The organism is Azospirillum sp. OGB3, assembly GCF_014192915.1.
In the GTDB taxonomy this organism is placed as follows: Bacteria; Pseudomonadota; Alphaproteobacteria; order Azospirillales; family Azospirillaceae; genus Azospirillum.
On sequence record NZ_JACHYN010000012.1, the window covers coordinates 1 to 23,627 of the forward strand.

The window sequence follows — 23,627 nt, forward strand, 5'->3', positions numbered from 1 at the left end:
CCGGCCCAGTCCTGGCGGTCGTAGCGGATCTTCCCCATGCCGAGCTGACGGCCGAGCGCGTCGGCGATCAGGGGGTTCGGTTCAACCAGGACAGCGCGCATGGGATTCTCCGCAACGGGGGTTTCAACTAGAGGGCGGGAGGACAAGGCACTTAAAATTTTCCTTAATTCCGAGTGCTTTATTTTCTCACACCCTCAGGTAATAGCCTTCCTGTACCGCGAGTCAACCATCCGGCTTACCTCAAGGGATAATGTTACGGCCCGCTTTTATATGACTTTTAATATCCGTTAAGGCGTAGATTCTTGGCTGTTCTTTGCCTCGAAATTCGAAGCATTTTTCTCCCGACTTGCCCGCAACGACGAACCTCCGCACACGCCGTCCCGTCGGCTTGAACCGGGCTTTAACCCGGTTGTATTTGACTGATGGCGAGAGCATGCCAACGGGGGAGAGGAACCAATGCCGACCCGCAACCGACAGGCGATTGCCGGAGCCGCCCTTGCGAGCGTCGTCCTGCTGGCGGGCGGCTGCGCGATGACCAGCCCGGCGCCCGACACCGCCTACCGCCAGGCGCTGGAGGCGGCGGTGGAGGCCGGGCGGTGCGAAGGCCCGACGGTGGAGGCGCTGTGGACCGCCTACGACCGCTGGTTCGCCGTGGCGGCCAGCCTCGCCTCCTACCACCGCGGGACGGAGGCCGGCGCCCTGCTGCGGCAAGGCGAGGCGTTCCGCATCCTGGGCTGCCCCGCCGCGGCGCGCGACACCTACGAGACGCTCCTGCAGCGCTTTCCCGACCCCGATTACGAGCTGGAGCGCAACGCCGCCCGCCGTGGCCTGATGGATCTGCCGATCAACCCGCCGACGCCCCTGCTGCGCCCGGCTCCCGCCGTCACCTCGGCCCTGCGCGGCCCGGCCGGAACGGACCGCGGCGACGGCTGATCCGCAGTCCCGCGTCATGACATCCGTGGGGTTGGCCGTATGGCTGCCATGACGCTCCGCACCATTGTTCCCAGGCATGATATATCAGTAACCTGATGGTTAACCGGGCCGAGACCCGGGCCATCCGTTTGCCTGCCGCCCTCCTGCCTGGAAACGCCCCCCGGCCATGCCCGACTGCTCCCGACCCCTGGAAGGGGTGTCCGCCGCCCAGACCATGCCGTCCCATGGCCGCGAGCGCCGCGACGATCCCGTGCGCGGGATCCTGATGGTCGTCGCCGCGGTCTTCTTCTTCTCCTGCTCCGACGCGACGGCGAAGTATCTGGCCCAGACGCTGCCGTCCATCGAGATCGGCTGGATGCGCTACGTCGGCTTCACGACGCTGCTGCTGCCGCTGATGATCCGCGGCGGTCCGCCGGTGATGAAGACCGCCAGCCCCGGCCTCCAGGTCCTGCGCGGGCTGGGGATGCTGGGCTCGGCGCTGTTCTTCATCATGGGCATGCACTACCTGCCCCTGGCCGAGGCGGCGGCGACCAGCTACGTCTCGCCGGTCTTCGTCACCGTGCTGTCGATCCTGGTGCTGGGCGAGAAGATCGGGCCGCGCCGCTGGGCGGCCGTGCTGGTCGGGCTGCTCGGCGTGCTGATCGTCATCCGGCCCGGCGGGGCGGCCTTCCAGCCGGCGGCCATCTTCCCCATCCTGTCGGCGATGAGCTGGGCGACAGGCGTGGTCATCACCCGCAAGATGACCGGGCAGGAGCACCCCACCACCACCCTGATCTGGTCCGCCCTGACCGGCCTCGCCGTGCTGACCGTGCTGCTGCCCTTCAACGTCACCATGCCGACCGCAACGGAGGTGGCGCTGGGCGCCCTGATCGGTCTGGTCTCGACCATGGGGCAATGGCTGATGGTGCAGGCCTACCGCTTCGGCGAGGCGTCGGTGCTGGCGCCCTGCTCCTACGTGCAGATCGTCTGGTCCACGCTGCTGGGCTTCCTGATCTTCGGCGCGCTGCCCGACCACTGGACCTTCCTGGGCACAGGAATCATCATCGCCAGCGGCCTTTACACCGCCCACCGCGAGCGGCTGCGCAAGAAGCAGCAGCGGAACGCCGCATGACCACCCTATGGCCAGCGCCCGAAAAGCCTTGCCACCCGCATTGATATATTAGTATACTTGACCCAGGAGGCACGGGACTAAAAACCCGTGTCGTTCGAACTCTTTAGCACAGACCGGCGGATCGGACCGCCGGACGGGGGATGGCGATGGGTGAGTCCGCGCGCCGGGTTGCGGCCCTTGGCGAATGCATGATCGAACTGGTGCGCCGTCCCGACGGGACCTTCACCATGGGCTTCGGCGGCGACACCCTGAACACCGCCGTCTACATGGCGCGGCTGGGCGTGGCAACCGATTACGTGACGGCGCTGGGCGACGACGGCAACAGCGACGCCATGGTCGCCACCTGGGAGGCCGAAGGGGTCGGCACCGGCCATGTGCTGCGCGTCGCCAACCGCGTCCCCGGCCTCTACATGATCGAGACGGACGACAGCGGCGAGCGGCGCTTCCTCTACTGGCGCGATTCCGCGCCGGCCCGCGACCTGTTCGTGCTGCCCGACAGCCCGGCGCTGGTCGCCGATCTGGAAAGCTACGACCTCCTCTACATGTCCGGCATCAGCCTGGCCATCTGGGGCGAGCGCGGGCGCGAGGTGCTGTTCCCCATGCTCGACCGCCTGCGCGAGCGCGGCGGCCGCGTCGCCTTCGACACCAACTGGCGCCCCCGCCTGTGGCCCGACCGCGAGACGGCGCAACGCGCCTACGACGCGATGCTCGAACGCACCGACATCGCCCTGCCGGGCGTCGAGGACCTGCGCGGCCTCTACGGCGACGCCGATGCCGACACCGCCATGGCCCGCGTGCGCGGCGCCGGGGTGACGGAAATCGTGCTGAAGCTGGAAAAGCCGGGCTGCATCGTTTCCGCCCCCGGCGTCGAGGAGACCGTGCCGTCGGAGAAGGTCGCCAAGGTCGTGGACACCACCGCCGCGGGCGACAGCTTCAGCGCCGGTTATCTCAGCGCCCGCCTGAAGGGCCTCGGCCCCGTGGAGGCGGCGCGCTCCGCCCACCGCATCGCCGCCGTGGTCATCCAGCACCGCGGCGCCGTCATCCCGCGCGACGCCATGGCGTCCGTGCTGGACGGCTGATCCCCTGACGGAGGGACCCTCCATGCCCCCAGGGCAAACTTCTACGGGCCTAGCCACGACCGTTCCAGCCATCGTCAAGCCGCCCCGCGCCTCGCAGCGCGGGACCACGGCGGCGGCGGCGATCTACCGCGACCTGCGGGCCGACATCGTGTCGCTGGCCCGCAAGCCGGGCGACCCGATCGTGGAGAAGCTGGTGGCCGAAGCCTTCGGCGTCAGCCGCACCCCGGTGCGCGAGGCCGTCCTGCGGCTGGCCGACGAAGGGCTGGTGGAGGTCTTTCCGCAATCGGGCACCTTCGTGGCGCGCATTCCCATCGCCGACCTGCCCGAAGCCAACCTGATCCGCAAGACGCTGGAGCAGGCGACCGTCCGCTTCGCGGCGGAACGTGCCACCCGCAGCCAAGTCGCCGCTCTCCAGGCCAACCTGGAGCGCCAGCGCGAGGTCGACGCCTCGGGCTGTGCCGACGGCTTCCATCAGGCGGACGAGACGTTCCACGCGCTGATCGCCGACATTGCCGGCTATCCGGGATTTTGGCCGATCACCCAGCAGGTGAAGGTGCAGATCGACCGCTGCCGCCACTTGACCCTTCCCTTTCCCGGCCGCATGGCGACCGTCATCGCCGAGCACGAGGCCATCGTCACCGCCATCGCGGACCATGACCCCGACCGCGCGGTGAAGGCGCTCGGCGACCACATCGACGGCCTGCTGCTGACCATCGACGACATGCGGCTCGCCACACCATTGTATTTCTCTCCTGCCGAGGCCCTGACATGACCCACCCGCGTCTTGAACCCTCCCTATCCGGCCCGCGCATCGTCCCGGTCCTCGTCCTTGACGAGCCGGACACCGCGGTCGCCCTGGCCGAGGCGCTGGTCGCCGGCGGCCTGACCACGCTGGAGGTGACACTGCGCACCCCCGCGGCGCTGGCCTGCGCGGAGGCCATCGCCGCCCGCGTTCCGGGCGCCCTCGTCGGCCTCGGCACGCTGATCCGGCCGGAGCAGTTCGCCCAGGCCCGCGATGCCGGTGCCCGCTTCGTCGTCAGCCCCGGCCTGACCGACCGTCTGGCGGAGGCCGCCAAGACCGCCGGCCTGCCCTATCTGCCGGGCATTGCCACGGTGGCCGAGGCGCTGATCGCCATGGAGCACGGCTTCCGCGAGCTGAAATTCTTCCCGGCGATGTTGAACGGCGGCGCCCCGGCGCTGCGCGGCATGGCCCCGCTGATGCCGGAGATCCGCTTCTGCCCGACCGGCGGCCTCAAGGCGGAGCATGTGAAGGAGATCCTGTCGCTCCCCAACGTCTTCGCGCTCGGCGGCACCTGGCTGACCCCGGCCGACGCCGTGAAGGAGCGCCGCTGGTCCGAGATCGAGCGGCTGGCCCGCGAGGCCTCCGCCCTGGCCCAGGGCTGAGCCGGATGCGGCGGCGCGTCGGCGTGATCGGGCTTGGCATGGCGGCGACGCCGCACGCCCAGAGCCTGCTGGATCTGGCGGACCGGGTGGAGGTGGCGGGCTGCTTCAGCCCGTCGCCCGACCGCCGCACCGCCTTCGCGGCGCGCTTCGGCCTGCCGGCGGTGGACCGGGTGGAGGCGATCCTCGACGATCCCACCGTCTCCGCCGTCCTGCTGCTGACCCCGCCGGACACCCACGCCGATCTCGTCGCCCGCTGCGCCGCCGCCGGCAAGCACGTCCTGCTGGAAAAGCCGCTCGACGCCACCCCCGCCGGCTGCCGCGCCGTGGTGGAGAGCATGGAGCGCGCCGGGCTGACGCTCGGCGTCATGCTCCAGCACCGCTTCCGCGCCGCCGCCGAACGGCTGGCGGAGCTGCTACGCACCGGCACGCTGGGCCGTCCGCTGTCGGCCTCCGTCGTGGTGCGCTGGTGGCGCGACGACGCCTATTACGCCCAGCCGGGACGCGGCATGAAGGCGCGCGACGGCGGCGGCGTGCTGCTGACCCAGGCCATCCACACGCTCGACCTCTACGTCAGCCTGCTCGGCCTGCCGCGCGAGGTCGACGCCTTCGCCACCACCAGCGGCCTGCGCCCCATCGACACCGAGGACGTGGTGTGCGCCGCCCTGCGCTACGACGGCGGACTGCTCGCCACGGTGGACGCCACCACCGCGGCCTATCCCGGCTATCCGGAGCGCATCGAGATTGCCGGGTCCGCCGGCTCCGCCCTGTTGATCGGCGACCGGCTGGAGGTGCAACTGCGCTCCGGCGGGACGGTCCAGGCCGGGGAGACGGCGGGCACGCTGGGCGGCGGGGCCGACCCCATGGCCTTCTCCAACGCCCACCACCGCGCCGTCCTGGCCGACTTCCTCGACTCGCTCGACCACGGCACCCAGCCGCGGGTATCGGGGCGGGAGGCGCTGAAGGTCCACCGGCTGATCGAGGCGATCCTCCAGGCGTCCGAAAGCGGCGCCGTCACGGCGGTTCCGGAGAGCTGAACCAAGTGGCCACCATGCCCCTCTCCCGCCTCGGGAGAGGGTGCCCGCGCAAGCGGGCGGGTGAGGGTAGAATCAAGGATCAAGCCCCGATCCTCGGCGTTACCCTCACCCTTCCCACGCTTCGCGCGGGCCCCTTCCCTCTCCCGGGACGGGAGAGGGTATTCGAGAGCCCTTCACGTCACGCTCACGAACTCGTGTCCCGCGCTTGATTTGCCGGGACCGGCGACCAAGGCTAGATGAGGGACGGGGGGCGCTGTCGCCTCCCGGCGGCTTTCTTGTGGAGAGGGTTCATGCTCATCAAAGTCCGGAGCGCGTCGCAGGCCAGCGAGAACGAGGTGACGCCCCGCGGCCTGTTCCTGTCCCGGCGCTCGATCATGGCTGGCGGCGCCGCAGCCCTGGCGCTCGGCGGCACGGGTGCCCTCTCGGGTCCGGCGCTGGCGGCGCCTTTCCAGGCTCCGCTGACGGTCAGCCCGAAGGACCCCAAGATGGACGCCCAGACTCCCATGAAGTCGGCGACCAGCTACAACAATTTCTACGAGTTCGGGACGGACAAGACCGACCCGTCCGAGAACGCCGGCACGCTGCGCACCCGCCCGTGGGAGATCGCGGTGGACGGCGATGTCGGCAAGCCTACCACCTTTGGCATCGAGGATCTGCTGTCCTTCCCGCTGGAGGAGCGTGTCTACCGCCTGCGCTGCGTCGAGGGCTGGTCGATGGTGATCCCCTGGGTCGGCTTCCCGCTGGCCGAGTTGCTGAAGCGCGTCGACCCGACCGGCAACGCCAAGTACGTCGCCTTCCAGACGCTGGCCGACCGCTCGCAGATGCCCGGCCTGAAGTATCCCGTGTTGCAATGGCCCTATGTGGAGGGGCTGCGCATGGACGAGGCCATGCACCCGCTGACCATCCTCGCAGTCGGCATGTACGGCGAGACGCTGCCCAACCAGAACGGCGCGCCGGTGCGGCTGGTCGTGCCGTGGAAGTACGGCTTCAAGTCGATCAAGTCGATCGTCCGCATCACCCTGACGCAGGACCAGCCGCCGACCTCCTGGAACCGCTCGCAGCCGCGCGAGTACGGCTTCTATTCGAACGTGAACCCGGAGGTCGACCACCCGCGCTGGAGCCAGGCGACGGAGCGCCGCGTCGGCGAGTTCTCCCGCCGCAAGACGCTGCCCTTCAACGGTTATGGCGAGGAGGTGGCGTCGCTCTACGCCGGCATGGATCTGCGGAAGAACTACTGAGATGGCCGCAACGTCGAAAGGACCGGTTGCCCAGGCGTTGTCCTCGCGCTGGGCGAAGCCGGCGGTGTTCGTCCTGGGTCTGGTCCCGCTCGGCTGGATGGTCTGGCTTGGCCTGAGCGGTGGGCTGGGGGCGGAGCCGGTGGCCGAGGCGGTGCGGCAGAGCGGGCTGTGGGCGCTGCGCCTGCTCCTGGTCGCACTCGCCGTCACGCCGCTGCGCATCCTGACGGGTCAGGCGGGGTTGGCGCGCTTCCGCCGGATGATCGGGCTGTTCGCCTTCTTCTACGCCCTGCTGCACGTCTCCGTCTATGTGGGGGTGGACCAGTTCTTCGACTGGGCGGCGGTGTGGAAGGACATCGTGAAGCGGCCCTACATCACGGTCGGCATGGGCGCCTTCGTGATCCTGACGGCGCTGGCCGCGACCTCGACCAACGGCATGGTGCGGCGGCTCGGCGGGCGGCGCTGGAAGGCGCTGCACAAGGCGGTGTTCGTCGCCGGGGCGGCGGGCTGCGTCCACTACGTCATGCTGGTCAAGGGCTGGCAGTACCCGCCCTTCGTCTACGCGGCGATCTTCCTGGGACTGATTGCCCTGCGCTACGCGAAGTCGCCGGCGACGGGGCGGCTCTCCCCGTCCTACCGGACCTGAGCCGGCCGCCGAAGCCCGACCGGCAGGCACACCCGCATCCCGTCCGCCCCCACGGCCACCACCTCGACCTCCGTCCCGTAGACCTCGCGCATCATCGCGGCGGTGATGACCGCCTCCGGCGTGCCGAAGCGGGTCAGCCGCCCGTCGTGCAGCAGCGCCACCCGGTCGGCGATGGCGAAGGCCTGCTCCGGGTGGTGGGTGGAGAAGACCACCGTCAACCCATCGCCCCCCTCGCCGTCCGCCAGCCGCCGCACCTGCTCCAGCACGCGCACCTGATTGCCGAAGTCCAGGCTGGCGGTCGGCTCGTCGAGCACCAGCACGCGCGGCGCCTGGGCCAACGCACGGGCGATCAGGGCCATCTGCCGCTCACCGCCGCTGATGCGCAGCCAGTCGCGCTCGGCCAGATGCCCGATGCCCAGCCGTTCCAGCGCGGCCTCGGCGGCGGCGTGGTCGGACGCGGCGGGGGCGCTGAAGGCGCCGCGGTGGGCGGTGCGGCCCATCAGCACCATCTCGCGCACGGTGAAGGGAAACTGCCCCGCCCCCGCCTGCGGGACATAGCCGAAGGCCAGCGCCCGGCGGCGCGGCGACCAGCCGGCGGTGTCCTCGCCATCGACCCGCACCCGCCCGCCGCACGGCGGCAGCAGGCCGAGCAGCGTCTTGAACAGCGTCGTCTTGCCGCCGCCGTTGGGGCCGAGCAGGCACAGCACCTCCCCCGCCGCCACGGCGAAGCCGACCCCGGCGCCGACCACCCGCTCACCATAGCCGAAGGCAAGATCCTCCACCAACAGCCGCGCGCTCATGACCAGCCGCGCTTTCCGAAGGCGAGCAGCCAGAGGAAGACCGGCGTGCCGATCACCGCCGTCAGGACGCCGAGCGGCAGCTCCACCGGCCCCAGGCTGCGCGCCAGCGTGTCCACCGCCAGCAGATAGGCCGCGCCCAGAAGCACCGCCGTGGGCAGCAGCCGGACGAAGGCCGGGCCGACCATCAGCCGGGCGAGGTGCGGCACCAGAAGCCCGACCCAGCCGACGATGCCGCTGACCGATACGGCGGCGGCCGTCATCAGCGTCGCCGCCGCGATCACCACGATCCGCACCACCCGCACCGGCACGCCGAGCGCCGTCGCCTCCTCGTCGCCCAGCGTCATCACGTCCAGCCGCCAGCGCAGCAGGACCAGCGGAATCAGCGCCACCGCCACCGGCGGCACCAGCGCCGCGAGGTCGCCGCGGTTGACCGCCGACAGGCTGCCGAGCAGCCAGAAGGTGATGGCCGGCAACTGGTTGTAGGGGTCGGCCAGGTACTTCAGCAGTGCCACGCCGGAGCCCAGCAGCGCCCCGATCACCACGCCGCCCAGCACCAGGACCAGCACCGGGTCCCGCCCGCGGATGGCCGAGGCGACGGCCAGCACCACCCCCACCGCCAGCAGCCCGCCCGCGAAGGCCATGCCCTGGATGGCGAGGACCGGCAGCGAGGCGAAGATTCCCAACACCGCCCCCAGCGCCGCCCCCGACGACACGCCGAGAATGTCCGGCGAGACCAGCGGGTTGCGGAACAGCCCCTGGTACGCGGCGCCCGAAGCGGCCAGCCCCGCTCCGACCAGCATGGCGGTCAGCACGCGCGGGCCGCGGATGTCCCAGATCACCGTCTCCACCGCCGGGGCGACGGCGGCGCTCCCGAGCCCCAGCTTCGCCGCGAGCAGCCCGGCCAGGTCCCCCGGCGTGACGGGATAGGCGCCAATGCTGAAGGCGACGCAGACCGCGGCGACCAGCAACGCGGCCACCCCGCCCAGAGTCAGAACGAATAGGAGCTCACCCCGGCGGGCGGCTTCCCGCGAGGAGGGCGTCGATCTGCTCTGCGGTGGGTTCGCGGTGGTAGAAGAGGGCATGGAAGCGTCGCGTCTCCTCGCGCAGATCCTCCGGAAACAGCTCCGGATAGAGGACGGCGCCCAGCCAGCGCAGGCCGAGCAGGCGGTTGGCGGCGGGCGGGGAATCGATCCAGGTGAAGGGCAGCCCCGGCGAGAGATAGACCCGCCGGTCGCGCACCGCCTTCACCCCCTGCCACAGCGGGTCGGTCCACACGCTCTCGTAGAAGCCGCGGTCGATGGTGACGATGGCGTCCGGCTGCCAGGCCAGAACCTGCTCCATCGACACGTTGACCAGCCCGCCGTCGCCGAGATTCTCCGCCGCGACGTTGCGCACCCCGGCGACATCCAGCGCCTCGACGTTGATGGAGCCGCGTATGCCGGTCTGGAGCCCGCGCGGCCCGCGCGCCATGTAGACCTTCAGCCGCTGGTCCTCCGGCACGCTCTCGAAGCGTCGGCGCACCTCGGCCAGCGTCGTTTCGGCGTAGCGGGCCAATTCCTCCCCCCGCTCCGCCACGCCCATCAGCGTGCCGAGCGTGCGGAAGGTGCGCGGGGAGTCGGCGAGATGCCCGTCGATCAGCAGGGTCGGCACCCGCGTCTGCTCCTGCACCCGGTCAGCCAGCGACACGAAGGTCGGGGCGGTGCTGCCGACGTCTACGACGACGTCCGGCTTCGCGGCGACCACGGTTTCCAGGTTGACGGTGTTGCCGCGCCCGGTCAGCCGCCCCAGCTCCGGCAGGTCGGCGTAGCGGTCGGGCAGGAAGGGCCGCTCCGGCGGGCTGATCGCCCGTGTCCAGCCCAGCAGCTTGTCGGGCGCCAGCATGTAGACGACGACCGAGGCCGGCGGCCCGGCGGGGAACACGCGCTCCACCCGGTCCGGCACGGCGACGCGGCGTCCGGAGGAGTCCGTGACCATCCGCTCCGCCGCCGCCGGCCCGGCCATCAGCGCGAGCAGCAGCCCGGCTCCCGCGATCCAACGTCGTCTGCCCGCCATGCCGATCCTGCTTCTCCCGTAGCGCTCTTCCAAAGCATGGGGTCTGCGCCCGCCACCGTCCATACGACAATCGCCATTGAATCCCCTCTCCCGCCCCGGGAGAGGGGAGGGGCCCGCGCAAGGCGCGGGAAGGGTGAGGGTCCCGGGGATGGGCTGGCGCTTGATCCTCGGCTTTACCCTCACCCGGCCCTTCGGGCCACCCTCTCCCGAGGCGGGAGAGGGACGCCGCCCGCGAAGGTCACGCTTTGGCCACGGGCGGCCTCTCCATCCGAAAGGATAGGGTGCGGCGGTCCGCCCACCAAACCCCGTTCCGCTCCATGACCGCATCCCCGCTCCGCCGCGTCCTCCTTCCCGCCGCCCTGCTCGCGCTGTCCGGCTGCGCCGGGTTCGGCTCGGCGGTCACGGGGGTGACCACGGCGGGCGTGGCGGCGACGGTCGGTTCGGCCACCGGCAACCCGGTGCTGGGCATCATCGCCGGCGCCGGGGCCAGCTACGGCATCGACCAGGGCGTGAAATACGCGGAGCGGCGGATCACCGACAACGTCCACAACGCCGTCGCCCGCGCCGCCGGTCCGCTCGCCGTCGGGCAGGCGGCGACCTGGACGGTGGAGGAGAAGCTGCCGCTCAGCGGCAAGACCGGCACCGTGCAGGTGGCCCGCGGCTTCGGCGAGGCGATCCCCTGCAAGGACGTGGTCTTCACGCTGGACGACGCGCCGGACCTCAACGTCACCACGGTCTGCCGGGCAAAGGACGGCCAGTGGCGCTGGGCGCTGGCCGAGCCCTCCACCCGGCGCTGGGGCAGCTTGCAATAACGCATGCAGTCGGCCATGTACGCACGGCCCGCGTTGGGGTAAAGCTCCGCGGGCGTCTGCGTCACGGGAGTCCGCGCATGTTCACGGCCAAAATCCTTCTTCTCGGCTCGGGCGAACTCGGGAAGGAGTTCGTCATCGCCGCCAAGCGCCTCGGCTGCGAGGTCATCGCCTGCGACAGCTACGCCAACGCCCCGGCGATGCAGGTCGCTGACGCGGCGGAGGTCTTCTCCATGCTCGACGCGGACGCCCTGCGCGCGGCCATCGCCAAGCACGCGCCCGACTTCATCGTGCCGGAGGTCGAGGCCATCCGCACCGAGGTGCTGCACGAGTTCGAGGACGCCGGCCTGACCGTCGTGCCTTCCGCCCGCGCCGCCACGATGACGATGAACCGCGACCGCATCCGTGAGGTCGCCGCGGTGGAGCTGGGGCTGCGCACCTCCAAGTACCGCTACGCCGAAAGCCTGGAGGAGGTGATCGCGGGGGCGGAGCACACCGGCCTGCCCTGCGTCATCAAGCCGGTCATGTCCTCCTCCGGCAAGGGGCAGAGCACCGTCCGCACCGCGGCGGAGCTTGAGGCTGCCTGGACCTACGCCGTCGCCAACATGCGCGGCGACCGCCGGAAGGTCATCGTCGAGGAGTTCGTGCCCTTCGAGTACGAGATCACCCTGCTGACCGTCCGCACCCGCGAGGGCATTCTGTTCTGCGAGCCGATCGGCCACCGGCAGGAGCGCGGCGACTATCAGGAATCCTGGCAGCCGGTGCCGATGCCCACGGCGCTGCTGGACGACGCCAAGGACATGGCGGCGAAGGTCGTGGACAATCTCGGCGGCTACGGCATTTTCGGCGTCGAGTTTTTCGTCACGAAGGACGAGGTCGTCTTCTCCGAGCTGTCGCCGCGCCCGCACGACACCGGCATGGTGACCCTGCTGTCGCAGAACCTGTCGGAGTTCGACCTGCACGCCCGCGCCATCCTGGGCCTGCCGATCCCGGCGATCCATGTCCGCGGCCCGGCCGCCTCCGCCGTCGTCCTGGCCGACCGCGAGGCGGAGCGCTTCGCCATCGAAGGCTTGGCCGACGCCATGCGCGTGGGCAGCGCGGAGCATGACGTGGACGTCCGTCTGTTCGGCAAGCCGACGACCCGCAAGAACCGCCGCATGGGCGTGGCGCTCGCCGCCGGCACCGACACCGACGACGCGCGCGAGCGCGCGCTGAAAGCGGCCTCGGCGATCAGCATCCGCTACGAGTGACGTTGCGGAGCCGGGCGTGACCGTCGACCTCCGACGGCGCGGCCCGGCTGCGAACCGCCTCTCAGCGCAGAGCCGCGCCGATCATCGGATAGAGAACGTAGATCCCGAAGAGTGCCACCCCCAGCAGGGTGAGCAGACTCCGGAACCCCGCCCGCCAACCGCCCTCCGCGCGGTGAAGGTCCAGGTAGTGGGTGAGAATCCGGTCGGCCTTAAGGTTGGCCGCAGCGAGAACAAGTCCGACCCCGAGCGGGCCGAGACCGCCGCTGCCATGCCCCGCCCACATCGAGACGGCGGTGAGCAGCATCAGGACCATCCAGGTGCGTGTCAGGATCGCCATCGCCTCACCTCAGCAGATAGACGATGGGGTAGAGCAGCACCCAGATCAGGTCCACCATGTGCCAGAAGGCGGCCCCGGTCTCCAGGTTCTCCAGGCTGTCCCACCACGTGACGATGCCCAGGATCACGATCCCCGCGGCGACGTGCATCGCGTGGAAGCCGGTCAACAAGTAATAGAGCTGGAAGAAGCTGTTGGTCTCCAGCGTCAGGCCCCGACCGATCTTGTCGCCGTACTCGACCGCCTTGATGGCGAGGAACAGGCCGCCGAGGGCCATCGCGCCGAGCATCGCTACCCGGTGGGAGCGGCCCGAGACCCGGCGCCGCACGGCGACGGCGACCAGCCAGCCGCTCGTCACCAGAACCATGGTGTTCACGCCGCCGAGCAGACGGTCCAATTGCGCCTGCGAGGCGTCGAAGGTCGCCGGGTCGAGGGCGCGCGTCACCGCGAAGCCGATGAACATCGCCCCGAAGGCCGCCAGCTCCCCCAGGATGAGAATCCACATCATGGGGTTGCCGGGCAGGCTGGAGAGAGGCCCCCAGTCGGCGGCCTCCCCGTCCGCAGCCCCGTCCGCAGCGACGACCGTCGTCGGCGCGGCAGTTTCCGTCATATCCGCTGTCCTTACCGGAGGTGATGACCGGAAGGGACCATGACGCGGGAGAGGAGGGCCGTCTTTGCCCAAGGGCAAACTCGCGGCCCGTTTTCGATCAGTTGGAACCGGTTACTGATAGCCGCCCTTGTCCGCGCGCTCCCGCGCCGCATCCTCCTGGGCCTTGGTCATCTCGTCCTTGGTCGCCGCCGACTTGTCGTCGGGCTTGCCGGCCGCGCGGTCGTTCTCGGCCTGCGGTTGGGAGTCGGTGTTGCGGTTGTCGCCCATTGCGTCATCCTCCGGCATGAGGCGGGCCGGTGCGGTCCGCCGTAAGCCTCACCAACACGCCCGCGCGCCGGTCGTCTCGCCCCGTTCACATGGTCAGGCGACGATCCCGGCGTCGTGCAGGCGGCCGATCTCGGCCGACGGCAGGCCGAGCAGATCGGCCAGCACCGCGTCGGTGTCCTGCCCCAGGACGGGTGCCGGGCGGTGGTCGGTGCGCTCGCCCAGGCCGGGGAAGCCGAGGGGCGAGCCGGGAACCAGCAGAGGCCCGACCTCCGGCTGCTCGACCTCGCGGAACAGCGGGTTGGCGGTGGAGCAGCGCGCGTCCTCGGCCACCAGTTGGCCGAAATCGCGGTACGGCCCCCACAGCACGCCTGTCCCGGCGAAGGCGCTCTCCACCTCGGCCAACGTGCGGGCGGCGAACCAGGGGGCGAGCACGGCGGAGATGGCGTCGCGCGCCACGAAACGCCCGCCCTCGTCGTTCATGTCCACGTCCATCAGCGGGCCGATCATCGCCAGCCGCTCGGTCAACCCGGTCGCCTTGCCCAGCGCCTTCCACTGGCGGTTGGAGATGGCGACGACCATCGCCCGCCGTCCGTCGGCGGTGGCGAAGTCGCGGCCGTAGGCGCCGTACAGGTCGTTGCCCATCGGCGGGCGCACGGCGCCGTTGACCCGGACGTCGGCGAGGTAGCCGAGGTTGCCGACCGTCGCCAGCATCACATCGGCTAGCGCCACCGTCACCTCCTGCCCGCGCCCGGTGCGGCGGCGGTGCCGCTCCGCCGCCAGCAGGCCGGTCGCCAGATAGAGGCCGGCGGCGACGTCCCAGGCCGGCAGCACGTGGTTCACCGGTTCGCCGCCGCGGCCGGTCGCCATCGGGAAGCCGCTGGCGCAGTTGACGGTGTAGTCCACCGCCGCCGACCCGTCCGGATTGCCGGTCAGGCGCAGCATGATCAGGTCGTCGCGCCTGGCCGACAGCGCCTCGTAGCCCATCCAGCCGCTGGCCGGCAGGTTGGACAGCAGGAAGCCCGCGTTCTCGCCCGAGGCGGTGATGATCGCCTGGGCGATCTCCCGCCCCTCCGGCCGGTCGAGCGCCAGCGTCACCGACCGTTTCGCCTTGTTCAGCGCGGTCCAGTAGAGGCTGGTGCCGTTCGGCGCCACCGGCCAGCGCCGGTAGTCGATGTTGCCGCCGATGGGGTCGATGCGGATTACCTCCGCGCCCAATTGGGCCAGCGTCATGCCGCCTAGCGGTGCCGCGATGAAGGCCGACACCTCGACGACGCGCAGATCGGAGAGAAGCGAGGACATGGGAGTCTCGATCCAGATGGAAACGACGTGGTGGACGGGTGCCCCCACCCCGGCCCTCCCCCGCTGGGCGGGGGAGGGTTAGGATGGGGGTAAAGGCCGATGCGCTTTACACGCAGCGCCCGCCGTCGATCTCCAGCACCACGCCGGTCAGGAAGGCCGCCTCGTCCGACGCGAGGTAGAGGGCGGCGTTGGCGACGTCGGTCGGCTGGCCCAGGCGGCCAAGCGGCACGATGCCCATCATGCGCGCGCGCTTCTCCGGGGTGTCGCCGCCCATGAAGGTGGCGAGCAGCGGCGTCTCGGTGGCGACCGGGGCGAGCGCGCAGACGCGGATGTTGTCGGGCGCCAGCTCCAGCGCCAGCGACTTGGTGATGTTGTGCACCGCACCCTTGGTCGCGTTGTACCAGACGAGGCCCGGACGCGGCCGCAGGCCGGCGGTGGAGCCGAGGTTCAGGATCACGCCGGACTTCTGCGCCCGCATGGTCGCGACGACCGCCTTGGAATAGAGGTAGATCGACTTGACGTTCAGCGCGAAGACGCGGTCGAACTCCTCCTCCGTCACATTCTCGAACGGGCCGTTGGCGTGGGTGGAGCCGGCGTTGTTGACCAAGATGTCCAGCCGCCCGAACTTTTCGACGGTGGCGGCGATGGTCATCTCGACATCGGCCATCCTGGTGACGTTGGCGGCAATGCCGATGGCGGACTCGCCCAGCCGTTCCGCGACCGCCTTGGCGGCATCGCCGTTGATGTCCACGACCGCGACGCGGCCACCCTCGCGCACGAAGGTCTCGGCCATCGCGAGGCCCAGCCCCTGCGCCGCACCGGTGATCAGGGCGACCTTGCCGTCCAGACGCTTCGTCATTCTTGTTTCCTCCCCAAGGGATTATGTGGTGATGGGGAGGCTATCCGCGCCGCACCGGTCGTGCTATGGACCATCCGTCATAGCTGCTATCAGCCCGCACAGCCGGTCATGACCATCGCATCATGGGGCGGTGTTCTCCCCGGCGCTGCCGGGGGCGACGACCTTCCCCTTCAGCACGCCGTTGGCGACGCATTTCGCCACCTCGGCGTGGATCAGCCGCAGCAGGGCGCGCGTCGCCTTTGACACCGGCTGGTGCAGCGGCGTCGCCGTGACGAGCATGGCGTGCATGTCCTTCGAACTGATCTCGCGGGCGATCAGCCGGCCCTGCCGCACCTCGCGGTGGACGGCGCCGAAGGGCAGGATGGTCGAGCCCATGCCCTCCTCCACCAGCTGCTTGATGGCGGTGACGGAATCGATCTCCATGTCGACCTGGAGGTCGATGTCGGCCCGCCGCACCGCCGCGTCGACCACCCGGCGCAGCCCATTCTCCAGCCCCGGCAGCACGAAGCGCAGACCGCCCAAAGTCTCCACCTCGACCGGCCCGTCGTCGCCGGCCACCGCGTCCTTGGCGGGCTGGACGAGCAGCAGATTTTCGACGAGCAGCGGCGAGGACAGCATGCTGCGCCCGCGCCGGGCGTCGTAGAGCACGGCGAGGTCGAGCCGCCCGCCCTCGACCCATTCCAGCAGCGTGCCGCTGAACACCTCGTGGATGCGCAGCGTGGCGTCGGGGTAGTTCTCGTGGAAGCGGCGGGCCAGCGGCGCCCCCAGCGTGGCGCAGATCGACGGCGGGAGTCCCAGAGTGACGGAGCCGGTCAGCCGTTCCGACTGGTCCTGAATCTCCTCCTTGATCTCCGACAGCGCGCCCAGCAGATGGCGCACCACGTCGTAGAGCTTGCGCCCCTGTTGGGTCAGCGAGACGCCGCGGCCATGGCGGTAGAACAGGCTGGTGCGCAGCTCGTGCTCCAGCTTCTGCACCTGCCGGCTGAGCGCCGGCTGGGTGATGCCAAGCTTGACCGACGCCTTGGAAAAGCTGCCAAGGTCGGCCACCTGAACAAAGTAGCGCAGTTCCAGAAGTTCCATCGCGGGACAGGTCTCGTCGTTCGGTCTCCGCGTCGGATAGCGAATACGCCGGTATGACACAAGCGGAGTCCTGACAGGTCAGTCCTGCCCGGTCCTCCGCCGTGTCTCGCGATCAATTGCGCCGGGTGAGCAGGCCGCGGGCCACAACCTGGGCCTGGATTTCCGCCGCTCCTTCGAAAATATTCAGAATACGGGCGTCGCACAGCACACGGCTGATCGGATACTCGACCGCGTAGCCGTTGCCGCCATGGATCTGCACCGCGTTGTCGGCGTTCGACCAGGCGACGCGCGCGGCCAGCAGCTTGGCCATGCCGGCCTCGATGTCGCAGCGGCGGTCGCTGTCCTTCTCGCGCGCGGCGAAATAGGTGAGCTGGCGGGCGATCATCGTCTCCACCGCCATCCAGGCGATCTTGCCGGCGACGCGCGGGAAAGCGGCGAGCGGGCGGCCGAACTGGACGCGCTCCTGGGCGTAGCGCAGGCCAAGCTCCATCGCGTTCTGCGCCACCCCGACGGCGCGGGCGGCGGTCTGGACGCGTGCGGATTCGAAGGTCGCCATCAGCTGCTTGAAACCCTGGCCCTCGACGCCGCCCAGCAGGTTATCACGCGGCACGGCGAAGCCGTCGAAGCCGATCTCGTACTCCTTCATGCCGCGATATCCCAGCACCGGGATCTCGCCGCCGCTCATGCCCTCGGCCGGGAAGGGGTCCGCCTCGGTGCCGCGCGGCTTCTCGGCCAGCAACATCGACAGGCCGCGGTAGCCGGGGGCGTCCGGGTCGGTGCGCACCAGCAGCGTCATCAGGTCCGACCGGCTGCCGTGGGTGATCCAGGTCTTCGCCCCGGTGACGCGGTAGGTGTCGCCGTCCAGCACCGCGCGGGTGCGCAGGCTGCCCAGGTCGGAGCCGGTGTTGGGCTCGGTGAAGACGGCGGTCGGCAGGATCTCGCCGGACGCGAGGCGCGGCAGCCAGCGCGCCCGCTGCTCGGCGGTGCCGCCCAGGCGGATCAGCTCGGCGGCGATCTCCGCCCGGGTGCCCAGCGAGCCGACGCCGATGTAGCCGCGCGACAGCTCCTCCGTCACCACGCACATGGCGAGCTTGCCCATGCCGAGCCCGCCGTCCTCCTCCGGCACGGTCAGGCCGAAGACGCCCATCTCGGCCATCTGCTCGACGACCGGCATCGGGATCAGCTCGTCCTTCAGGTGCCACTCGTGGGCGTGCGGCTCCACCACGTCGGCGACGAAGCGGCGGAACTGCTCGCGCACCATGTCGAGCGCCTCGTCCTCCAGCGCCGCCTCGCCGAAGCCGCCCCCATGCAGCGCGTCGGCCAGCAGCTCGGCGATGCGCAGCCGCAGGGTGGAGGCGTTGCCGGCGGCGATCAGCCGGCGCACCGCGTCGGTGCGGAAGGCGGCGCGCTCCGCGTCGTCCAGCCCGAAATCGGCGGGGCGGACCATCTCGCCCTGGCTCATCGCCAGACCGCCGTCGAGCTGGGCCAGATACTCGCCGAAGGCGGCCTGGAGCATGCAGGCCTCCAGCTCGCCCAGCCGGCCGGCCCGGTCCAGCCGCTCCGCCCAGCCCTGCATCTGGCGCAGCGCCTCGGCGTAGGTCGCCACCCAGGCGAAGCCGTGCGCCGCCACCTGATGGCGGTCGAGCGCCGCCGCATCGACGCGCCCGTCCGGCGCCACCAGCGCGGCGACGCCGCGCTCGGCAGCCTCGGCCAGCCGCGCCACCGCGTCGAGCGCCGCCGCCGTGGTGGACAACAGGTCGGCCAGCGGATCAGACAGCGGAAGCGGGCCGTTGGAGGTTGGGGTGGACGACATGGCGCGTTTCCTCGGTGCGTGTTGTTTTGGTGTTGTTCTTGCTCAGTCCGCCGCGATCGTCTCGCGGGGCGGGAGGGACGCGGCGATCCCGGCGAAGGCCCGCTCCACCAGCCGGCGCTGGTCGGCCTCGTGGTCGCCGTGGAAGCTGCCGGCGGGCGACGCCGCCTCGTCACGGGCCACGCAGCCGACGCGCGGTTCGGCGCAGCCGGCGGCCGCGCGCAACGCCTCCAAGCGGCGGTCCAGATAGGTCCAGGCGCCGAGGTTGCACGGCTCCTCCTGCACCCAGACGCAGGACGCGCCCGGCCAGCGACGGAACAGCGCCGACAGCGCAGCGGCGGGCAGAGGGTACAGCATTTCCAGCCGGACCACCGCCACATCCTCCGCCCCACACTCGGCCCGCTCGCGCTCCAGCTCGTAGGCCAGTTTGCCGCTGCACAGCAGGATGCGCTCGACCCGCGCCCCGGCGGTGACAATCACCGGTTGGAAAGCGGTGCCCGGCGCGCAGTCGGCCAGGGTCGACACGGCGGCGGGCAGGCGCAGCAGCGTCTTCGGGCTCAGCACCACCAGCGGCTTGCGGTCGCGGCGCAGCATCTGCCGGCGCAGCAGGTGGAAGTAGTTGGCTGGGGTCGAGGGGTGGGCGACGCGGATGTTGTCGCGCGCCGCCATCTGGAGGAAGCGTTCCGGCCGGGCGGAGGAATGCTCCGGCCCCTGCCCCTCCAGCCCGTGCGGCAACAGGATGACGAGGCCGGAGGGCTGGCGCCACTTGTCCTCGGCGCTGACGATGAACTGGTCGATCATGATCTGCGCGCCGTTGGCGAAGTCGCCGAACTGCGCCTCCCAGATCACCAGCGCGTCGGGCCGCTCCAGGCTGTAGCCGTATTCAAAGCCGAGGACGGCGTATTCCGACAGCGGGCTGTTGACCACGTCGAACCGCGCCTGCTCGACACCCAGATGGTTCAGGCTGACGTGGCGGCGCCCGGTGACGGTGTCGGTCAGCGCGAAATGGCGGTGCGAGAAGGCGCCGCGCACCACGTCCTGGCCGGTCAGCCGCACCGGCGTGCCCTCGGCCAGCAGCGTGGCGAAGGCCAGCGCCTCGCCGGTCGCCCAGTCCAGCGGCTCCTCGGCGCGGCGGCGGATGACGCGCTCCACCTTGCGGTCCACGGCAAGCCCGTCGGGAATGGCGGCCAGCGCCGCCAGCAGCCCGCGCAGCCGGTCGTCGGTAACCCCGCTGTCCGGTTCGGCGGGAACCGCGCCGGCCGGGGCGAAGGGCGCCCAGCGTCCTCCGGGGAAGCCGTCGTGGTTCGGCCGGTGGTCGGAGGCCGCGGCCAGCGCCTCCTGGAAGCGGGTCTTGTGCCCGGCGGCCAGCGCCTCGGCCTCCTCGGGACCGACCAGCCCGTCGGCGGCCAGCCGCTGCGCGTAGAGCGCGCGGGCCGCCGGGTGGGCGTCGATCGCCTTGTAGTCGAGCGGCTGGGTGAAGCGCGGCTCGTCGATCTCGTTGTGGCCGTTGCGGCGGTAGCCGACGAGGTCGATCACCGCGTCGCGCCCGTGCGCCTGCCGGAAGGCCACGGCGAGGTCGGCGGCGCGCAGGGCGGCGTCGGGATCGTCGGCGTTGACGTGCAGGATCGGGCTGTCCACCGCCTTCCACAGGCCGGTGCAGTGGAGCGAGGTCCGCGCCTCCTCCCGCTCGGTGGTGAAGCCGATCTGGTTGTTGACGATGACGTGGATGGTGCCGGCGACGGTGAAGCCGGGAACGCCGGACAGTTGCAGCGCCTCCGTCACGCTGCCCTGGCCGATCACGCTGGCGTCGGTGTGCAGCAGCACGCAGAGCACCCGCTTGGCCTCACCCCCACGCTCCTTCTCCAGGTCCTGGCGCGCCCGCGCGCGGCCCAGCGTGACCGGGTTGATGGCCTCCAGATGCGACGGGTTGGGCGACAGGGTCAGCGCCAGCGACCGCTCGCCGAAGGACAGGGTGCTCTCCACCCCCATATGATAGGGCACGTCGGCGGGAACCGGCGGGTCGGCCAGGAAGGGGTGCATGCCCTTGATCCCGGCGAACAGCTCGACCAGCGGCTTGCCCAGCGCGTTGGCCATCAGGCTGAGCCGGCCGCGGTGCATGGTTCCGACCTGCACCTCGGTGACGCCCGCCGCCGCCGCCGCCGCGAGGATGCGGTCGAGCAGCGGGATCAGCGTTTCCATGCCCTCCGCCCCGAAGCGCTTTTTGGTCGGGTAGCGGACGCCGAGCAGCCGTTCGAACTCCTCCGCCGCGGTCAGCAGCGCCAGGGCGCGGCGGCGCGCCTCGGCGGGCGGCGTGGTCTCCGCCCCCTCATAGGCGTCGCGCAGCCAGGAGCGCAGCGCCGGATCGTCGATGTGCGCGGTTTCCAGCGTCAGCGTGCCTTGGTAGAGCCGGCGCAGGCGCGCGGTTTCAGCGTCTTCGGACACGGAGGATGCGGGAGGCGCGGCGCGGCCCAGCGGGTCGAGGGCGGCGGCGGCGTGGCCGCGCTGGCGGATTTCCTCCTGCCGCAGCGGAACCGTCGGATCGCCGGCCGGACCATCCGCCGGCATCCCGGCGGGAACCGCACCCAGCTCGTCGAGGATCTGGAAGACGGCGCGCCAGCTCACGTCCACCGACGCGGGGTCCTCGCGGAAACGCTCCTGCAACGCTTCGAGATAGGCGGCTCCGGCGGCGTTGAGCGGGGAGGACGGCCTAGACATGGCGCACACCGTTCATGCGATTGAACATCCGTCGGTTTGATGGCGGTCGAAGACCAATTGCCCCCAGCTTATCGACCCGACGCGCGGTGCGGAGCGCATGGCGTGCCTGTAACAGATATTCATTGCGGGCATAGCAAACCGTCCGCTCCCGCACCGGTCGGGGCGGGCCGCCGCGGGTTTCGGGTGAAACAGTTCGTACCGCTGATGGCTTGCCGCGCTTATGGCTGATATGCCGGCAATACGCATTCCGCTGTGCGGCCGCCTGATCCACTGTCAGGGTCACCACAGCTTCCCCGGCCACCCACCGGGGACCAAGCGCCTCGGACCGGGATCGCCTTGTCCGGGCAACAAAAATCTCGGCCATAAAAATCTCGGCCATAAAACTCTCGGGAGGAAGATCCACATGAAGCGCCGTCAATTCTTCAAGGGTGCTGCCGTCGTCGCCGGCGCCTCCACCCTCGCCGCCCCGGCCATCGCCCAGTCGGAGCCGACGATCCGCTGGCGCTGCGTGTCCAGCTTCCCGAAGAACATCGAGGTGCTCTACGGCAGCGCCGAGGTGATGGCGAAGAACATCGCCGAGGCCACGGACGGCAAGTTCCAGATCCAGGTCTTCGCCGCCGGCGAGTTGGTGCCGGCGCTGCAGGCGCTCGACGCCGCCAGCAACGACACGGTGGAGATGGCCCACACCGCCTCCTACTACTATGTCGGCAAGGACCCGAGCTTCGCCTTCGGCTGCTGCCTGCCCTTCGGCCTGAACACCCGCCAGCAGAACGCCTGGTTCTACCATGGCGAGGGCGGCAAGCTGCTGGAGGAGTTCTACGCCGGGCACAACCTGAAGGCGCTTGCCGGCGGCAACACCGGCGCCCAGATGGGCGGCTGGTTCCGCAAGGAAATCAAGGGCATGGACGACCTCAAGGGTCTGAAGTTCCGCATTTCCGGCCTGGGCGGCCAGATCCTGTCCAAGCTTGGCGTCGTGCCGCAGCAGGTCAGCGGCGGCGACATCTACCCGGCGCTGGAGCGCGGCACCATCGACGCCGCCGAGTTCAACGGCCCCTACGACGACGAGAAGCTCGGCCTCTACAAGATCGCGCCGAACTACTATTACCCCGGCTGGTGGGACGGAACCTCGCTCCAGCATTTCTTCATCAACACGAACCGCTGGAACAGCCTGCCCAAGCATTACCAGGCGGCGCTGACCTCGGCGGCGGCGCTCGCCAACGTCGACAGCGTGGCGCGCTACGACGTGCTGAACCCGGCGGCGCTGAAGCGTGTGGTGGAGAAGGGTGCCAAGCTGCGCGCCTTCCCGCAGGACGTGCTGCAGGCCAGCCACAAGGCGGCCATGGAGCTTTACGACGAGCTGTCGGACAAGAACCCGACCTTCAAGAAGTTCTACGAGAGCTACCGCCGCTTCCAGACGGACTCGAACCTGTGGAACCAGGCGTCGGAATACGCCTACGACAGCGCCGTCCTCCGCCTCGCCCGGCGCTGAGTCGGCACGTCCTCAACCATGACCGGGGAGCGGGGCCGCCGCCCCCCGGCCGTGGCATCGTCGCGCCCCGCGCGACCGGCTTTTTCGGGAGGGCCTGCCCACCATGCCGAGCCCCAACGCTTCCCCCTTCATGACGGCCCTGGTCGGGGCCTGCCGGCTGGTCGACGCGGTCACCGCGCGGCTGGGCAAGGCGATATCCTGGCTGATCGTGCTGGCGATCCTGGTGTCGGCCGTCAACGCGGTCGTCCGCAAGATGTTCGACATCAGCTCGAATTCCTGGCTCGAACTGCAATGGGTGCTGTTCGCCGCGGTGTTCCTGCTCTGCTCCCCCTGGACGCTGAAGGAGGACGAGCACATCCGCATCGACATCGTGAACGCGCAGCTCGGCAAGCGCGCCCGCGACACCATCGACCTGTTCGGCCATCTGACCTTCCTGCTGCCCTTCAGCTTCGTGATGCTGGTCACCTCCTGGCCCTTCGCCATCGCCTCCTACGCCATCGAGGAGCAGTCGATGAACGCCGGCGGCCTCCCGCAATGGCCGGCGAAGATGCTGATTCCTCTGGGATTCACCGTGCTGTTCATCCAGGGCCTGTCCGAGCTGGCCAAGCGCGCCGCGATCATGTCCGGCCATCTGGAGGACGACCAGCAGCGGGCCGGCGGCCATCAGGCGGCGGCCGAGGCCGAGGCGGAACGGCTGCTGGCGGCCGAACGCGAGCGCACCACCCACCCCGACACCCTTCCCAGCCGGTGACCGCGCGATGAGCACAACCTCCCCCACTCCTTCGCCGCGCGCCGTCCGGCTGTCCGTCAT

At 70.4% G+C, this 23,627-nt stretch carries 23 protein-coding genes; 12 read left to right on the top strand and 11 right to left on the bottom strand.

Annotated elements, in window-relative coordinates:
- Positions 1-456: 456 nt before the first annotated feature.
- The 8 genes from FHW79_RS21455 to FHW79_RS21490 all read left to right on the top strand — a co-directional run bounded on the left by FHW79_RS21455 (position 457) and on the right by FHW79_RS21490 (position 7,442).
- Entirely contained in the window at positions 457-933 is a 477-nt protein-coding gene (locus tag FHW79_RS21455; protein WP_183180800.1) for a hypothetical protein, read from the top strand.
- Positions 934-1,099: 166 nt separating this feature from the next.
- Positions 1,100-2,044, top strand: coding sequence for a DMT family transporter (locus FHW79_RS21460; protein WP_183180801.1), 945 nt, complete (start codon positions 1,100-1,102; stop codon positions 2,042-2,044).
- 146 nt (positions 2,045-2,190) lie between these two features.
- The gene (locus FHW79_RS21465) at positions 2,191-3,123 is read left to right on the top strand and encodes a sugar kinase (protein ID WP_183180802.1); all 933 of its coding nucleotides are present in this window, start codon (positions 2,191-2,193) and stop codon (positions 3,121-3,123) included.
- Between the two features lie 22 nt (positions 3,124-3,145).
- The gene (locus FHW79_RS21470) at positions 3,146-3,895 is read left to right on the top strand and encodes a GntR family transcriptional regulator (RefSeq protein WP_183180803.1); all 750 of its coding nucleotides are present in this window, start codon (positions 3,146-3,148) and stop codon (positions 3,893-3,895) included.
- Positions 3,892-4,527 (top strand): bifunctional 4-hydroxy-2-oxoglutarate aldolase/2-dehydro-3-deoxy-phosphogluconate aldolase, encoded by a 636-nt coding sequence (eda, locus tag FHW79_RS21475; protein ID WP_014199635.1) that lies wholly within the window; start codon positions 3,892-3,894, stop codon positions 4,525-4,527. Before FHW79_RS21470 ends, eda begins: the two co-directional genes overlap by 4 nt.
- Positions 4,528-4,532: 5 nt before the next feature.
- A complete protein-coding gene (locus tag FHW79_RS21480; RefSeq protein WP_183180804.1) occupies positions 4,533-5,561 on the top strand; it encodes a Gfo/Idh/MocA family oxidoreductase in 1,029 nt (342 codons plus the stop codon).
- 290 nt (positions 5,562-5,851) lie between these two features.
- A complete protein-coding gene (gene msrP, locus FHW79_RS21485) occupies positions 5,852-6,799 on the top strand; it encodes a protein-methionine-sulfoxide reductase catalytic subunit MsrP (protein WP_183180805.1) in 948 nt (315 codons plus the stop codon).
- Between the two features lies 1 nt (position 6,800).
- Complete coding sequence (locus FHW79_RS21490; protein WP_183180806.1) at positions 6,801-7,442, top strand: protein-methionine-sulfoxide reductase heme-binding subunit MsrQ; 642 nt, start codon at positions 6,801-6,803, stop codon at positions 7,440-7,442.
- Here the strand turns inward: FHW79_RS21490 and FHW79_RS21495 are convergent.
- From FHW79_RS21495 to FHW79_RS21505, 3 genes are read right to left on the bottom strand one after another with little or no spacing between them, the layout of a single operon-like run.
- Positions 7,430-8,242 (bottom strand): ABC transporter ATP-binding protein, encoded by an 813-nt coding sequence (locus tag FHW79_RS21495; RefSeq protein WP_183180807.1) that lies wholly within the window; start codon positions 8,240-8,242, stop codon positions 7,430-7,432. The genes FHW79_RS21490 and FHW79_RS21495 overlap by 13 nt on opposite strands.
- Positions 8,239-9,219 carry an iron ABC transporter permease gene (locus FHW79_RS21500; RefSeq protein WP_183180808.1) on the bottom strand — a complete coding sequence of 327 codons (981 nt, stop codon included), beginning with the start codon at positions 9,217-9,219 and terminating at the stop codon, positions 8,239-8,241. Before FHW79_RS21500 ends, FHW79_RS21495 begins: the two co-directional genes overlap by 4 nt.
- A 28-nt stretch (positions 9,220-9,247) precedes the next feature.
- Positions 9,248-10,294 (bottom strand): iron ABC transporter substrate-binding protein, encoded by a 1,047-nt coding sequence (locus FHW79_RS21505; RefSeq protein WP_183180809.1) that lies wholly within the window; start codon positions 10,292-10,294, stop codon positions 9,248-9,250.
- Positions 10,295-10,611: 317 nt separating this feature from the next.
- On the opposite strand from FHW79_RS21505, the gene FHW79_RS21510 reads away from it, so the two are divergent.
- Together FHW79_RS21510 and purT are read left to right on the top strand one after the other, a co-directional pair.
- Complete coding sequence (locus FHW79_RS21510; RefSeq protein WP_183180810.1) at positions 10,612-11,106, top strand: hypothetical protein; 495 nt, start codon at positions 10,612-10,614, stop codon at positions 11,104-11,106.
- 77 nt (positions 11,107-11,183) lie between these two features.
- Positions 11,184-12,353 carry a formate-dependent phosphoribosylglycinamide formyltransferase gene (gene purT, locus FHW79_RS21515; protein WP_183180811.1) on the top strand — a complete coding sequence of 390 codons (1,170 nt, stop codon included), beginning with the start codon at positions 11,184-11,186 and terminating at the stop codon, positions 12,351-12,353.
- A 61-nt stretch (positions 12,354-12,414) separates the two neighbouring features.
- Here the strand turns inward: purT and FHW79_RS21520 are convergent, their stop codons facing one another.
- The 8 genes from FHW79_RS21520 to FHW79_RS21555 all read right to left on the bottom strand — a co-directional run bounded on the left by FHW79_RS21520 (position 12,415) and on the right by FHW79_RS21555 (position 21,327).
- On the bottom strand, positions 12,415-12,690 hold the full coding sequence (locus FHW79_RS21520) for a cytochrome C oxidase subunit IV family protein (RefSeq protein WP_183180812.1): 276 nt from the start codon (positions 12,688-12,690) through the stop codon (positions 12,415-12,417).
- 4 nt (positions 12,691-12,694) lie between these two features.
- Positions 12,695-13,297 carry a cytochrome c oxidase subunit 3 family protein gene (locus FHW79_RS21525; protein ID WP_183180813.1) on the bottom strand — a complete coding sequence of 201 codons (603 nt, stop codon included), beginning with the start codon at positions 13,295-13,297 and terminating at the stop codon, positions 12,695-12,697.
- A gap of 111 nt (positions 13,298-13,408) precedes the next feature.
- Positions 13,409-13,564 carry a hypothetical protein gene (locus FHW79_RS21530; protein ID WP_183180814.1) on the bottom strand — a complete coding sequence of 52 codons (156 nt, stop codon included), beginning with the start codon at positions 13,562-13,564 and terminating at the stop codon, positions 13,409-13,411.
- A gap of 93 nt (positions 13,565-13,657) precedes the next feature.
- Positions 13,658-14,863, bottom strand: coding sequence for a CoA transferase (locus FHW79_RS21535; protein ID WP_183180815.1), 1,206 nt, complete (start codon positions 14,861-14,863; stop codon positions 13,658-13,660).
- 106 nt (positions 14,864-14,969) lie between these two features.
- Complete coding sequence (locus tag FHW79_RS21540) at positions 14,970-15,722, bottom strand: glucose 1-dehydrogenase (RefSeq protein WP_014199621.1); 753 nt, start codon at positions 15,720-15,722, stop codon at positions 14,970-14,972.
- A 120-nt stretch (positions 15,723-15,842) separates the two neighbouring features.
- On the bottom strand, positions 15,843-16,802 hold the full coding sequence (locus FHW79_RS21545; protein ID WP_183180816.1) for a LysR substrate-binding domain-containing protein: 960 nt from the start codon (positions 16,800-16,802) through the stop codon (positions 15,843-15,845).
- Positions 16,803-16,914: 112 nt separating this feature from the next.
- The gene (locus tag FHW79_RS21550) at positions 16,915-18,615 is read right to left on the bottom strand and encodes an acyl-CoA dehydrogenase family protein (RefSeq protein ID WP_183180817.1); all 1,701 of its coding nucleotides are present in this window, start codon (positions 18,613-18,615) and stop codon (positions 16,915-16,917) included.
- Positions 18,616-18,657: 42 nt separating this feature from the next.
- The gene (locus tag FHW79_RS21555; RefSeq protein WP_183180818.1) at positions 18,658-21,327 is read right to left on the bottom strand and encodes a 2-oxoglutarate dehydrogenase E1 component; all 2,670 of its coding nucleotides are present in this window, start codon (positions 21,325-21,327) and stop codon (positions 18,658-18,660) included.
- Positions 21,328-21,730: 403 nt separating this feature from the next.
- On the opposite strand from FHW79_RS21555, the gene FHW79_RS21560 reads away from it, so the two are divergent.
- Complete coding sequence (locus FHW79_RS21560) at positions 21,731-22,816, top strand: TRAP transporter substrate-binding protein (RefSeq protein ID WP_183180819.1); 1,086 nt, start codon at positions 21,731-21,733, stop codon at positions 22,814-22,816.
- A 103-nt stretch (positions 22,817-22,919) separates the two neighbouring features.
- Positions 22,920-23,567 carry a TRAP transporter small permease subunit gene (locus tag FHW79_RS21565; protein ID WP_247884529.1) on the top strand — a complete coding sequence of 216 codons (648 nt, stop codon included), beginning with the start codon at positions 22,920-22,922 and terminating at the stop codon, positions 23,565-23,567.
- The last annotated feature ends 60 nt before the right edge of the window (positions 23,568-23,627 follow it).